Annotated in this window: 9 protein-coding genes; 7 read left to right on the top strand and 2 right to left on the bottom strand. The window is 69.8% G+C overall.

Annotated elements, in window-relative coordinates; all coding sequences use genetic code 11:
• From ACRQ5B_RS08890 to ACRQ5B_RS08870, 5 genes are all read left to right on the top strand, one after another.
• Positions 1–1,086 (top strand): HEAT repeat domain-containing protein, encoded by a 1,086-nt coding sequence (locus ACRQ5B_RS08890; protein WP_432393324.1) that lies wholly within the window; start codon positions 1–3, stop codon positions 1,084–1,086.
• Positions 1,083–2,525, top strand: coding sequence for a glycosyltransferase family 2 protein (locus ACRQ5B_RS08885; RefSeq protein WP_432393322.1), 1,443 nt, complete (start codon positions 1,083–1,085; stop codon positions 2,523–2,525). The genes ACRQ5B_RS08890 and ACRQ5B_RS08885 overlap by 4 nt, the downstream gene beginning before the upstream one ends.
• A gap of 25 nt (positions 2,526–2,550) precedes the next feature.
• A complete protein-coding gene (locus tag ACRQ5B_RS08880) occupies positions 2,551–4,791 on the top strand; it encodes a S9 family peptidase (protein ID WP_432393320.1) in 2,241 nt (746 codons plus the stop codon).
• 229 nt (positions 4,792–5,020) lie between these two features.
• Complete coding sequence (locus tag ACRQ5B_RS08875; RefSeq protein WP_432398729.1) at positions 5,021–5,773, top strand: peptidoglycan-binding protein; 753 nt, start codon at positions 5,021–5,023, stop codon at positions 5,771–5,773.
• 7 nt (positions 5,774–5,780) lie between these two features.
• Positions 5,781–8,222, top strand: a complete 2,442-nt coding sequence (locus ACRQ5B_RS08870) for a hypothetical protein (RefSeq protein WP_432393318.1) — start codon at positions 5,781–5,783, stop codon at positions 8,220–8,222.
• 110 nt (positions 8,223–8,332) lie between these two features.
• Here ACRQ5B_RS08870 and ACRQ5B_RS08865 read toward each other — a convergent pair whose 3' ends face one another.
• Together ACRQ5B_RS08865 and pta are read right to left on the bottom strand one after the other, a co-directional pair.
• Positions 8,333–9,493: an acetate kinase gene (locus tag ACRQ5B_RS08865; protein ID WP_432393317.1), complete on the bottom strand. Its 1,161-nt coding sequence runs from the start codon at positions 9,491–9,493 to the stop codon at positions 8,333–8,335.
• A gap of 9 nt (positions 9,494–9,502) precedes the next feature.
• Positions 9,503–11,629, bottom strand: coding sequence for a phosphate acetyltransferase (gene pta / locus ACRQ5B_RS08860; RefSeq protein WP_432398728.1), 2,127 nt, complete (start codon positions 11,627–11,629; stop codon positions 9,503–9,505).
• Positions 11,630–11,720: 91 nt separating this feature from the next.
• Here pta and ACRQ5B_RS08855 point away from each other — a divergent pair, with 91 nt between their 5' ends.
• Entirely contained in the window at positions 11,721–12,215 is a 495-nt protein-coding gene (locus ACRQ5B_RS08855; protein WP_432393315.1) for a hotdog fold thioesterase, read from the top strand.
• Between the two features lie 15 nt (positions 12,216–12,230).
• Positions 12,231–13,580, top strand: coding sequence for a phenylacetate--CoA ligase PaaK (gene paaK, locus ACRQ5B_RS08850; protein WP_432393313.1), 1,350 nt, complete (start codon positions 12,231–12,233; stop codon positions 13,578–13,580).
• Positions 13,581–13,645 lie beyond the last annotated feature (65 nt).

Here is a 13,645-nt window from a genome sequence, read left to right as displayed (position 1 = left end):
GTGCAACTCTACGACATGCTGGCAGCCGTCCTGCTCGCCGAGGGCGGGGTGCTGGGTGCCGGGCTGAGCGTGGTACTGGGCCACGCGGCATTTCAGCAGCTACGCACCGCCCGGCTGAGGTCCGGGCTGCGCACCGGCCGGCAGGTGGTTGCCCGCGTCCTGGCCGGCGCCACGGACCGCCCCGCCCTGGGCCGGCTCCCGGTGGACAAGGCGATCGAGGTGGTGGCCGACGCCACCCGCAGCGTCGACGCCGCCGGCCGCGCCCGGCTGGCCGAACTTCCCGTCTACGCAGCGCTCACCGAGCGGGCCGCCCGCTGGTGCGCCAGCCCGTCCTGGCCGCGCAGGCTTAAAGGCATCCGGCTGCTGGTGATCCTCGGCGGTGGCGAGAGTACCGTCCCGCCGCTGCTCGAAGACGCCCGTGCCGAGGTCCGCAGCGCCGCCGCCGCCTGGGCGGCGAACCACCCGAGCCCGGAGCTCGCATCACGGCTGGTCCGCATGCTCAGCGACGACGCCCTCGCCTGCCGGTTGACCGCCCACCGCACCCTGATCCGGATGGGCCTGCATGCGGTGCCCGCCCTCATCGACCACATGTCGGAGGAGACCCCGGCGTCGCTGGCCACGGCACTCCTCGTGGCCTCCCGCGTCCACGACTCCGCTTTGATGGGGCCGGCGCTGGCCCACCGCGGGAGCAGCGACCCCGACGTTCGCGCCGCCGTCGTCCAAGTGATCGCCTCCGGAGGCGGATCCGACGGCGTCGAAGGCCTGGAGGGCTTCCTCGACGACCCGGCACCCGCAGTCCGGGCCGCAGCCGCGGCAGGACTGGGCGGCCTGGGCCACTGGCCCAGCTCGCCCCGGCTGGCCGGGATGCTCAGCGACCCCGCCTGGGAGGTACGTCGTGCGGCCGGCCTGGCGCTGGACCGGCTGGGCGGCCCCGGCCAGCTGTACCTGCAGCGGGCGCTGGACAGCTCCGACCGGTTTGCCCAGGACATGGCCCGGCAGGTGCTGGACCGCGGCGGCCCCGCCCACTTTGCGGACAACGGGATCGCCCCGGACGCTTTCGTAACGAACGGTAAGGAGCGCGGATGATCGCCGACCTCGTCAGCACGATTCTGGTGGGTTTCGCCTGGGCGGTGTTCGCCTACTTCATCGTGGTCAACGGCTGCCAGACGGCCCTGCTGGTAAGCGCCTCCGCCGCCATGCGGCGGCACCGGCAGCGCACCTGGGAGGAAGACCGCGTGGGCCTGCTGGGATCCGCGGTTACCCCCACCATCAGCGCCCTGGCGCCGGCCTACAACGAGGAAGCCAACGTCGCCGAAAGCGTCCATGCGCTGCTGATGCTCCAGTACCCGGCGCTGGAGGTGGTGCTCATCAACGATGGTTCCAGCGACTCCACCCTGGACGTCCTCATCCGCACCTTCGAGCTCTACCCGATCCACCCGATCTTCCGGAACCAGGTGCAGTCCCAGCGCATCCGGGGCCTCTACCGCTCCCAGGTCCACCCGCAGCTGCTGGTGGTGGACAAGGAGAACGGCGGCAAAGCCGATGCCCTGAACGCGGGCTTGAACTGTGCCACCGGTGAGCTTGTCTGCGCCATCGACGCCGACACCCTGATCGAACCGGATGCGTTGCTGCGGATTGTCCGCCCCTTCCTGACCGATGAGAACGTGGTGGCCGCCGGGGGGACCATCCGGGTGGCCAACGGCTCGACAGTGGCCAACGGGCGGGTCATCGACGCCCGGGTCCCCCGCGGGCTGCTCGCCGGCTGCCAGGCGGTGGAGTACCTGCGCTCCTTCCTCTTCGGCCGGCTGGGCTGGAACAACCTGGGCGGCAACCTGATCATTTCCGGAGCCTTCGGCCTCTTCAACCGGGCTTCCGTGCTGGACGTGGGCGGGTACGTCCACGACACCGTCGGCGAGGACATGGAACTGATCGCGGACCTGCGGCGGCGGGGCCAGGAACGCGGGACGGCCAGCCGGGTGGACTTCGTGCCCGACCCGGTGGCCTGGACCGAGGTGCCCGAATCCCTGCGGGTCCTGGGGCGGCAGCGGGACCGCTGGCACCGCGGCCTGACCGACGTGCTGCGGCGGCACCGGCGCCTGCTGCTCAATCCGCGGTACCGGTCCCTGGGCCTGGTGGTCTACCCGTACTACGTTGTGGTGGAACTGCTGGGTCCCGTCGTCGAGGCACTCGGGGTCATCGCCGTCCCGCTGGGCCTGATGCTCGGGGCGGTGGACGTGACCTTTGCGTTGTTGTTCCTGGCCGTAGCCTATGGCTGGGGCGTCCTGCTGAACGTGGCCGTCATGGCGCTGGAGGAACTCTCTTACCGGCGCTACCACCGGTGGTCGGACCTGATGCTGCTGCTCCTCTGGAGCGTGGTGGAGGGCATCGGCTACCGGCAACTCACCGTGTACTGGCGGCTGACCGGGCTGGTGCGCTACGCCCGGGGCAGCAAGGACTGGGGCGTGATGAGCCGCAAGGGCTTCGGCACTCCGGCTCCCGCGCAGACCCTGCCGAACGGGAACTGACACCGGTCGCGGGTAGATTGGGTCCATGACTGAGACTCCCGCCGCCGGCAGCCCGTCCGCCCCCGATCAGGCCGCCTCGCGGCCGCCCGTCGCCCGGAAGGTTCCTACGCTCCGCACCCACCACGGGGATGTGTTCGAGGACAACTACGAGTGGCTGCGGGACAAGGAATCCGCCGAGGTCGTGGAGCTGCTGAAGGCCGAAAACGCCTACCAGGAGGCCGTCACCGCGCACCAGGAGCCGCTTCGTCAGGCCATCTTCGAGGAGATCAAGGGCCGAACCCAGGAGACGGACCTCTCGGTACCCAACCGCAAGGACGGCTGGTGGTACTACACCCGCTCGGTCGAGGGCAAGGAATACGGCATCCAGTGCCGCGTCCGCGCCCAGGACAGCGGTGACCCGGTGGCGGACTGGACGCCGCCCGCCGTCGAGGTCGGCGTCGGCATCCCCGGCGAGGAAATCCTGCTCGACGGCAACATCGAGGCCGAGGGCAAGCCGTTCTTCTCCATCGGCGGCGCCGCCGTGACCATCGACGGGAACCTCTACGCCTACGCCGTGGACAACGCCGGCGACGAACGCTTCACGCTGCGGATCAAGGACCTGCGGACCGGCGAACTGCTGCCGGACGTGATCGAGAACGTCTTCTACGGGCTCTCCTTCTCCCCCGATGGCACCCGGATCTTTTACACCGTGGTGGATGCCTCCTGGCGGCCCTACCAGGTCAAGGCCCACGTCCTCGGCACCCCCGTGGCCGAGGACGAGGTGATCTACCAGGAGGACGACGTCGCCATGTGGCTCGGCTTCGAGCTCTCCGCGGACCGCCGCCACCTGGTCCTGGGCATCGGCTGCTCCGAGTTCAGCGAGACCCGGCTGCTGCGCTTCGATGACCCCGGCGCCGGCCTCACCACCGTCATCTCCCGCGACGAACGCATCCTCTACGAGGCCGAGCCGTTCCAGCTCGCCGACGCTTCCGGCGCCCCGCGCGAGACCATCCTGCTGACCCACAACAAGGACGCCATCAACTCCATGGTGTCCCTGGTGGACCCGGCCGAGCTCGCCAAGCCGGTCGCGGAGCAGCACTGGCAGACCGTCGTCGCCCACTCCGACGATGTCCGCGTCAACGGCGCCGGCGTCACCGCCACCCACCTGGTGCTCTCGATCCGGAAGGACACCATCGAACGCGTCCAGGTGGTGCCGCTGGCCGGGCTCGGCACGCCGGACCAGGCGCCCGCCGTGGAACCGGCCTTCGACGAGGAGCTCTACACCGCCGGAGTCTCCGGCTCCGACTACGAGGCGCCGGTGATCCGGATGGGCTACACCTCCTACGTCACCCCCTCCCGCGTCTACGATTTCGTCCTGCCGACGCCCGAACGCTCCGCCGGCGAACTGCTCCTGCGCAAGGAAAGCCCGGTGCTGGGCGGCTACTCCGCCGCCGACTACGTCGCCACCCGGGAATGGGCGGAGGCCTCCGACGGCACCCGGATCCCGCTCTCGGTGCTGCGGCACGCCTCCGTGGCGAGGGATTCCAGCGCGGCCGGCCTGGTGTACGGCTACGGCTCCTACGAGATGAGCATGGACCCCGGCTTCGGGATCGCCCGGCTCTCGCTCCTGGACCGCGGGATCGTGTTCGTGATCGCGCACATCCGCGGCGGCGGCGAGCTGGGCCGGCACTGGTACGACGACGGCAAGAAGCTGCACAAGAAGAACACGTTCACGGACTTCATCGCGGCCACGGATTGGCTGGCCGGCTCCGGCTGGGTGGACCCGGCCCGGATCGCGGCGATGGGCGGATCGGCCGGCGGACTGCTGATGGGCGCCGTCGCGAACCTGGCGCCGGAAAAGTACGCCGCCATCGTCGCCGCCGTCCCGTTCGTGGATGCGCTGACCACCATCCTGGACCCTGAGCTGCCGCTCTCCGCCCTGGAGTGGGAGGAGTGGGGCAACCCGATCACGGACCCCGAGGTGTACGCGTACATGAAGTCATACACGCCGTATGAGAACGTCCGTGCCGCGGCGTACCCGAAAATCGCGGCCGTGACCTCGTTCAACGACACCCGGGTGCTCTACGTCGAGCCGGCCAAGTGGGTGCAGCGGCTTCGCGAGGTCAACACCGGCAGCGAGCCGATCGTGATGAAGATCGAGATGGACGGCGGCCACGGCGGCGCGTCCGGCCGGTACGTTCAGTGGAAAGAACGCGCCTGGGACTACGCCTTCGTGGCCGACTCCCTGGGCGCCACGGAACTGCTGCCGGGGGCCGGGCTGAAGTAGCCCGGCCGTCCACTCGCCCAACTGACTCGCAGGTGAGGCCGTTTTCAGCTCCCAAAACGGCCTCAGCTGCGAGTCAGTTGGGTCGGAAGCCGGGTTGCCGCTAATTAAGCGCGCGGGGTGGTGCGTTATTTGCTAACCATGCTTACTATTGAGCGTCGCTAGGCGCCTTGGGGGCGCTGCCCGCTGGGGGCAGCAGAACCGGCGCCGGAAACTGGAGCCACTCGTGAGCATGGAATCTGCCGCCAACGGACTGTCCGACGAAGAACTGATGGCCGAGGGTGCCACCCCGCTGCCGGACAAGGAAGTCGCCTCCGTCCTGGACCTCAATGCCGACCTCAACCTCGGCATCAGCGCCGCGGCCCCGATCGACCTCGGCGTCGCGGCCAACGCCAACGTCGCCGCCCCAATCGACGCCGCCGCCTCCGCCAACGTCCTCTCCTTCGGCTCCGAGTCCCAGGCGCTGGCCGATCAGGGCACCCTCATCAACCAGGGCATTACCGGCGACGCCACCGCGCATTCCGTCCAGGACAGCGGCATCGACCAGGGCACCGCAACCCCAACGGACGGCACGGGAACCACGCCGGCCACCACCGCCCCCGCGACCACGGATCCGACCGCGGCCGGCGCGGCGGCGACCGTCCCGGCCGGAACCACCGACGGTGTCCTCCCCGGCGGTGTCGTCCCGGCCGGAACCAACCCGGACCTCGGCGCCACCACCGCCGGAGCAGCCGGCGCCCTCAACGGCAACCTGCTCAACGTCAACGTCAACCTGGACGCTAACGCCGGCATCGCCGCACCGATCAACGGTGCGGTGGCTGCCAACGCCAACGTCGCCGCCCCGATCGACGCCGCCGTCGGCGCCAACATCGGCTCGATCGACAGCCAGGCCTTCGCCGTCGCGCACCAGGACGCCATCATCAACCAGGACATCCACGGCAACGCCACCTCCGGGGCCGAGCAGCAGTCCACCCTGAAGCAGTAACCAGTCAATGACTAGCGTGCAAGGCGGGCCGTCCACACAGGACGGCCCGCCGGCTACTGCCACCGGCCCCGCCGCTCCCACCGGCACTCTCCCGCCGCCGGCGTTGGCCGACGGGGTCCAGCTTCTGGGCGAGACCAAGGGCTCCGGCTACAAGCAGGCCCCCTCCCTGGTCCGGCGGGCCGACGGCCAGACCATCCAGCTCACGCGGCTGCTCTACCTGGTGCTCGAGGCCGCCGACGGCCGCCGCGGGCTGGAGGAGATCGCCCGGCACGCCGGTACGGCCTTCGGCAAGCAGGTCAGCGCCGCGAACGTGCGGACCTTGGTCGACCAGCAACTGCTGCCGCTGGGACTGTTGCGCCTGGCGGACGGCTCGCAGCCGGAGGTCCGCAAGGCCAACCCGCTGCTGGGCATGAAGTTCCGCTATTCGGTCACGGATCCCGAACGCACCCGGAAGATCACGGCACCGTTCGCCGCCCTGTTCAACCCGCTGATCGTCGTGGCGGTGACCGTTGCCTTCCTGGCGATCTGTTGGTGGGTCCTCATGGTCAAGGGCCTGGCCTCGGCCACGCACGAGGCCTTCGCCAACCCGGGGCTGGTGCTGCTGATCTTCGTGGTCACCGTCCTGTCCGCCGGCTTCCACGAGTTCGGCCACGCGGCCGCCGCCCGCCGCGGCGGCGCCACGCCCGGGGCCATGGGCACCGGGCTGTACCTGATGTGGCCGGCCTTCTACACGGACGTCACCGATTCCTACCGGCTGGGACGGGCCGGCCGGATCCGCACCGACCTCGGCGGCCTCTACTTCAACGCCATCGTCGCGGTGGCCATCATGGGCATCTGGTGGGCCACCGGCTTCGACGCCCTGCTCCTGGTGGTAGTCACCCAGATCCTGCAGATGGTCCGCCAGCTCATGCCCATGGTCCGCTTCGACGGCTATCACATCCTTGCGGACGCCACCGGCGTGCCGGACCTCTTCCAGCGGATCAAGCCCACCCTCCTGGCGCTGATTCCGTGGCGCAAGACCGACCCGCAGGCACAGCTGCTCAAGCCCTGGGCCCGCGCCGTCGTCACCATCTGGGTCCTGGTCACCGTGCCGTTGCTGCTCTTCAGCCTGGCCACCATGGTCCTCACGCTTCCCCGCGTCGTGGGCACCGCCTGGGACAACGGCAGCAAACAGCAGGCCGCCCTCGCCCACAGCCTGTCCACCGGCGACCTCACGGACGCCGCTGTGCGGGTCCTGGCCCTGATCTGCATCGCGCTGCCCGTGGCCGGCATCTTCTACATCCTGGTGCGGTTGGGGCGGCAGCTCGTCACCGGGCTGTGGCAGAAAACCCGGGGCAAGGCCTGGCAGCGCGGGGTTGCCCTCGCCGCGGTCGCCGCCCTCGGAGCGGGCCTCGCCTGGGCATGGTGGCCCGCCGGAGGGACCTACCGACCCGTCCAGCCGTACGAGCGCGGGACGCTGACCGACGCCACCACCGCCATCTTCCCCACCGCCGCCGGCCTCGACCTGAAGCAGGGCCAGGCGGGGCGGACCGTGGCGCTCTGGCCCCAGGGCGCCCGCAAGCCCACCCGGGAAGAGCCGCAACTGAGCATGGTGCTGGTCCCGCGGAATGCTGCGACGGCTCCCGGCTCCGGCCAGTCCGGGGCGGCGGCGCCGTCGTGGGTCTTCCCCTTCGATAAGCCGGCCGCCCCCGACGACGGCGGGAATCAGGCCCTCGCCGTGAACACCACGGACGGATCTGTCGTCTACGACGTCGCCTTCGCTTTGGTGTGGGCCGACGACGGCGCGGACGTCCTGAACACCAATGAGGCCTACGCGTTCGCGAGCTGTAAGGACTGCGCGGCCGTGGCGGTGGGATTCCAGGTGGTCCTGGTTGTGGGGCAGGCCGACGTCGTGGTGCCGCAGAACCTCTCCACCGCCGCGAACTACAACTGCGTCCGCTGCCTCACCTATGCCCTCGCAAACCAGTTGGTCCTGACCCTGGACGGACCGCTGAGCGCCGACGGCATGGCCAAACTGAACGCGCTCTGGCAGCAGATCGCCGACTATGGCCGGAACCTGCAGAACGTGCCGCTCTCGGAGATCCAGGGGACGCTGGAGGGGTTCAAGAAGCAGATCATGGACGTGGTCCAGTCCGACCCCAGCGCCAAGCCGCGCGGTGCAACGGCTACCAGTTCGGCGTCGTCGTCCGCCTCTCCCGGCGCCACGGCAACGCCCTCACCCACCGCGAGTACCGGCCCAGGGACGTCGGCGACAACCCCGGCAAGCGGTGAGACCGTTGCCCCTGCCGCTCCGACGGCATCCCCGACCGCGGACGGCGCTGTCGGCGCCTCCACGGACGGCTCCGGTCAGACAACCGGCACCCTCCCGGCGCCCGGCGCATCCGCGTCGGGTCCGGCCGTGGTAACACCCGCCCCGGCCCCAACCGGAACCGCGGCACCCATGCCTTAGGGAACCGCTGCGATCGGGCCCGTTTGCCAACAATGGCCGCTATGGAAGTCTCATAGCGGCCATTGTTGGCAAGTCGGCGGCGCGCGGCCAGCTAAGAAACGTCTGCTGACCTAGCGGGAAGCGGATACGACGGCGGCGGTCGCCTCGGCGATGGCGCGTTCCTCGTCCGTGGGGACTACCAGCACCGGGATGGCGGACTCCGGCGTCGAGATCACCCGCGGCTCCTTCGAGCGTTCCCGGTTCAGTGCGGTGTCCAGTTCGATGCCCAGCGCGCCGAGCCGTTCGGCTACGAGGTTCCGGAACTGGTGGGAGTTCTCTCCGATCCCGGCGGTGAAGACCAGCGCCTTCGCCCCGCCGACGGCCACGTGGTAGCCGCCGATGTACTTGGCCAGCCGGTAGGAGGCCACCGCCAGTGCCATGGCGGCCTTCGCGTCTCCGGCTTCCGCGGCCTCGACCACGGAGCGCATGTCGTTGTTCCCGGCCAGGCCCTTGAGGCCGGACTGTCGGTTGAGCATGGAGTCGATGTCCTCGGCGGACCAGCCGGCGCGGCCAAGGAAAACCAGGATCGAGGGGTCAAGGTCGCCTGAGCGGGTGCCCATCACCAGCCCCTCGAGCGGCGTGAACCCCATTGACGTGTCGATCGATTTTCCGCCGTGGATCGCGGTGACGGAAGCGCCGTTGCCCAGGTGGGCGATCACGGCGTCGAACTCCTCCACCGGCACGTCCAGCAGGGCCGCGGCCCGGTGCGCAACGTACTCGTGCGAGGTGCCGTGGAAGCCGTACCGCCGGATGCCGTGGTTGGTGTACAGCTCATCCGGTACCGCGTAGCGCCAGGCGTGCTCGGGCAGGGTGCGGTGGAAGGCGGTGTCGAACACGGCCACCTGCGGCAGGTCCGGCCACTTCTTGGCGATGGCCCGGATGCCCAGGACATTGGCCGGGTTGTGCAGCGGCGCCAGCGGGTTGAGCCGCTCGATGGCACGGGTGATCTCGTTGTTGATCAGCTCCGGCTCGGCGAACCGCTCGCCGCCGTGCACCACGCGGTGGCCCACGGCGTCCAGGGCCCGGTCCCCCAGCGCCTCGTGGATGGCACCGTCGACCAGTTCCAGCGCCTCGGCATGGTCCCGGGGGCCCTCGACGGCGCCGTCGCCGCCACCGCCGTTGCCCATGCCGATCCGTTCCACCAGCCCCTCGGCCAGGACACTGCCGGCCTCCACGTCACGGACCTGGTACTTCAGTGAGGACGAACCGGAGTTGATGACGAGCACGAGCACGGGGGCCTCCTAGGCCTGGGCGTCGATGGACGGAGCGGGCTGGGGCACTTCGTGTGGTGTGGCTGCCGGCACGGACTGGGCCTGGATGGCGGTGATCGCGACGGTGTTCAGGATGTCGTCCACCGTGCAGCCGCGCGAGAGATCGTTGACCGGTTTGCGCAGGCCCTGCAGGACGGGCCCGACGGCGACCGCCCCGGAGGACTGCTGCACCGCCTTGTACGTGTTGTTGCCGGTGTTCAGGTCCGGGAAGATGAACACCGTCGCCTGGCCGGCCACGGTGGAGTCCGGCATCTTCGAGGCCGCGATCGAGGCGTCGACGGCGGCGTCGTACTGGATGGGGCCTTCGACGGCCAGGTCCGGGCGGCGGGCGCGGACCAGCTCGGTGGCCTTGCGGACGGCCTCTACCGCCTCCCCGGAGCCGGAGCCGCCGGTGGAGTAGGACAGCATGGCCACCCGCGGTTCGACGCCGAACTGGGCGGCGGTCTCGGCCGAGGCGAGGGCAATGTCCGCGAGCTGTTCGACATTGGGTTCCGGGTTGACCGCGCAGTCGCCGTAGACCAGGACCCGGTCCGGCATCAGCATCAGGAACACCGAGGAGACGATCTTGACGCCCTCGCGGGTCTTCACGAACTCCAGCGCCGGCCGGATGGTGTGCGCCGTGGTGTGGGCGGCGCCGGAGACCATGCCATCAACCACGCCCAGCTGCACCATCATGGTGCCGAAGTAGCTTTCGTCCTGCATCACCTCCAGCGCCTTCGCCAGGTCCACTCCCTTGTGCGCGCGCAGCTCGGCGTACTTCTCCGCGAAGCCCTGGCGCAGCTCCGAGGTGGCCGGGTCCACGATGTTGATCCCGGCCAGGTCGATGCCCTGGGTGGCGGCGAGCTCGCGGACCTCGGCCTCGCGGCCCAGCACCGTCAGGTCGCAGACGTCGCGGCGGTGCAGGATCTCCGCGGCCCGCAGGATCCGCACGTCCTTGCCCTCGGGCAGCACGATGTGGCGGCGCTGGGAGCGGGCCCGCTCGATCAGGTCATGCAGGAACCGCAGCGGCGTCATCCGCTCCGGCCGGGGCAGGTGCAGCCGCTCCAGCAGCTCGGACTCGTCCACCTGCTTGGACCACAGGCCCAGCGCAGAGGCCACCTTCCGGCGGTGCCCGGACCAGATCTCGCTGCGGACCTCGGAGACGCGCTTGGCGGTCACATAGGTGTCATCCGGGGCGGCGAAAATCGGGAACGGCGCCTGCGCCAGCAGCGAGTAGATGGTGGGGTCGGGGGCCAGTCCGCCGGTGAGGATGAGCGCGGACGGGACCGGGAATTCCGGCGAGAAGGAGGACGCCAGGCAGGCAACCAGCACGTCGGCGCGGTCGCCCGGGACGATCACCAGGGCGCCGTCGTCGAGCACGTGCAGGAAGTTGGCCACGTTCATGGCCGCCACCTTGACCGAGTGCACGTCCCGCTCCAGGTCAGGCAGGCCCGCCACCTGGCCGATGCCGAGGGCGGAGGCCACCTCGCCGGTGGTGGGCCGGGCGATGTCCTCCAGTTCCGGGAAGACGTAGACCGGGCGGCCGGACGCGCCGGGCCGGACCGCGGCCGCGATCCCCTCCAGGTCCTCCGGTTCGGCGCGGTTGACCATGATCGCCAGCAGCGTGCAGCGCTCGGCGATGAGCTCCTTGCGGGCCACCTCGACGGCGTCGGCGGTCTCCGCGACGGTGCGGCCCTTGGCCCCCACGACGGCGACGACGGGTGCGGACAGGTTGTTGGCGAGCCGGGCATTCAGGTCGAATTCGACGGCGGCGTCCTGGCCGGTGAGGTCCGTGCCCTCGATGATGATCACGTCGCAGTGCCGGCCCATCTCGGCGAAGATTTCGACGCAGCGGGAGTCGATCTCCTCGCGCTTGCCCTCGGCGAGAAGGCTGCGGACCTCCTCGAACGTCAGCCCGCTCCGGCACCTGGCGTCGTCGAGGTCGAAGCGTGCCTTCATCAGCGACACCATGGGGTCGACGTCAGCGTGGCCGTGGACCACGGGTTTGAAGAAGCCGATGCGGTCCGCGTGCCGGTGCAGCGTGTCCGCGAGGCCCAGGGCGACGAGGGACTTGCCGGATCCCGGCGTGGTTGCGCTGACGTAGATTTCCTTGGCCATGTGTCCCAGCATACTTACACCCCTTGACAGCGGGGGCCGCGATGGGATTACCTAATGAACATTCGGTAAATAAAGCTGGAGGCAACGACGCATGGCTGAACTGACAATCCCGGGGAAGACCCACCCGCTCCTGAACAACGACTATGCCTCCGAGTGGATGGGCATTGAAGTCCTCGAACTCGCCGACGGCCACGCCACGCTGCGGATGCCGCTGCGTCAGGAAATGCTCAACGGTTTCGGGATGGCCCACGGCGGGATGATCTTCGCCTTCGGGGACACCGCCTTCGCCTTGGCCTGCAACCCCGCCGCACCCGCACCCGGCGGAGCCGGGGATGACACTGGGACCATGACGGTGGCCTCCGGCGTCGACATCAACTTCATCAAGTCCGCCTACCGCGGCCAGGTCCTCACCGCCGTCGCCAACCGCCGCGCCAGCACCGGCCGCAGCGGCATCTACGACGTCCAGATCTACGCCGCCGACCCCGACGCAGTCGACCTCACCGCAGAATCCCCCTCCACCCCCGCCGGCGCGGGAGAACTCATCGCCGAGTTCCGCGGCCGCAGCCGCACCATCTCCAAGAAATAGAAACGTAGGACGCAGATGACCACCCCCACCGCTGAATCCGCCCTCGCCACCAGCGACGCCGTCCTGGACCGCGAAGAAACCATCTCCCGCGACGAGCTCGAGGCCCTCCAGCTCTCCCGGCTCCAGCACACCGTGGCCTACGCCTACGACCGGGTCCCGCTGTACAAGCGGAAGTTCGACGAGTCCGGGGTGCACCCGACCGACCTGCGCGAGCTTTCGGACCTGGGGAAGTTCCCGTTCACCACGAAGGAAGACCTCCGCCTGGAGTACCCGTTCGGCATGTTCGCGGTGCCGCAGAACGAGGTGGCCCGGATCCACGCCAGCTCCGGCACCACCGGCCGCGCCACGGTGGTTGGCTACACCAAGCAGGACCTCGCCGACTGGGCCAAGCTCGTGGCCCGCTCGCTCCGCGCCTCCGGCGTCCGGCCGGGCATGAAGGTCCATAACGCCTACGGTTACGGCCTCTTCACCGGCGGCATGGGCGCCCACGCCGGCGCCGAGGCCCTGGGCTGCACGGTCATCCCGATCTCCGGCGGCCAGACCGAACGCCAGATCCAGCTCATCCAGGACTTCGAGCCGGACGCCATCCTCGCCACCCCCACCTACCTGCTGACGATCGCCGACGCCATGATCAAGCAGGGCATCGACCCGGCCTCCACCTCGCTGAAGTACGCGGTGCTCGGGGCCGAGCCGTGGACCGAGGAGATGCGGCACGAACTCGAGGTCACCATGAACCTCAAGGCCTGCGACATCTACGGCCTCTCCGAGGTCATGGGCCCCGGCGTCGCCGGCGAGGCCGTCGAGACCCAGGACGGCAGCCACATCTGGGAGGACCACTTCCGGCCCGAGATCATCGACCCGTTCAACCCGGCCGTCGGCGTCGAGTCCGTGCTGGGCGACGGCCAGCACGGCGAACTGGTGTTCACCTCGCTGACCAAGCAGGCCCTGCCGATCATCCGATACCGCACCAAGGACCTCACCCGGCTGCTGCCCGGCACGGCGCGCCCGGCGCACCGCCGCATGGGCCGGATCACCGGCCGCAGCGACGACATGATCATCCTGCGCGGCGTGAACCTCTTCCCCTCCCAGATTGAGGAAATCGCGCTGCGGATCCCTGAGCTCAGCCCGCACTTCCAGCTGGAACTGACCCGTCCCGAGGGCCAGCGGATGGACCAGCTGACGGTCAAGATCGAGCGGCGCGACGCCGTCTCGGTGGAGAGCAGCGCGACGGCGGCGAAGGTGCTGCAGCAGCAGATCAAAATCCACGTCGGCTCCTCCTGCGCCGTCGACGTCGTCGAGCCCGGCTCCCTGGAGCGCTCCAACGGCAAGCTCCGCCGGATCTACGACATGCGCCCCAAGGGCTGAGAACCGCCCGAACCGTTCCGGCCCGGCAGCCGCGTCGCACCCCGGCGCGGCTGCCGGGCCGACCC

It is taken from the genome of Pseudarthrobacter sp. L19 (assembly GCF_050859435.1).
Lineage (GTDB): Bacteria > Actinomycetota > Actinomycetes > Actinomycetales > Micrococcaceae > Arthrobacter.
Note: the sequence above shows the minus strand (reverse complement) of the source record. Positions and strands in the feature narration are given on the sequence as shown.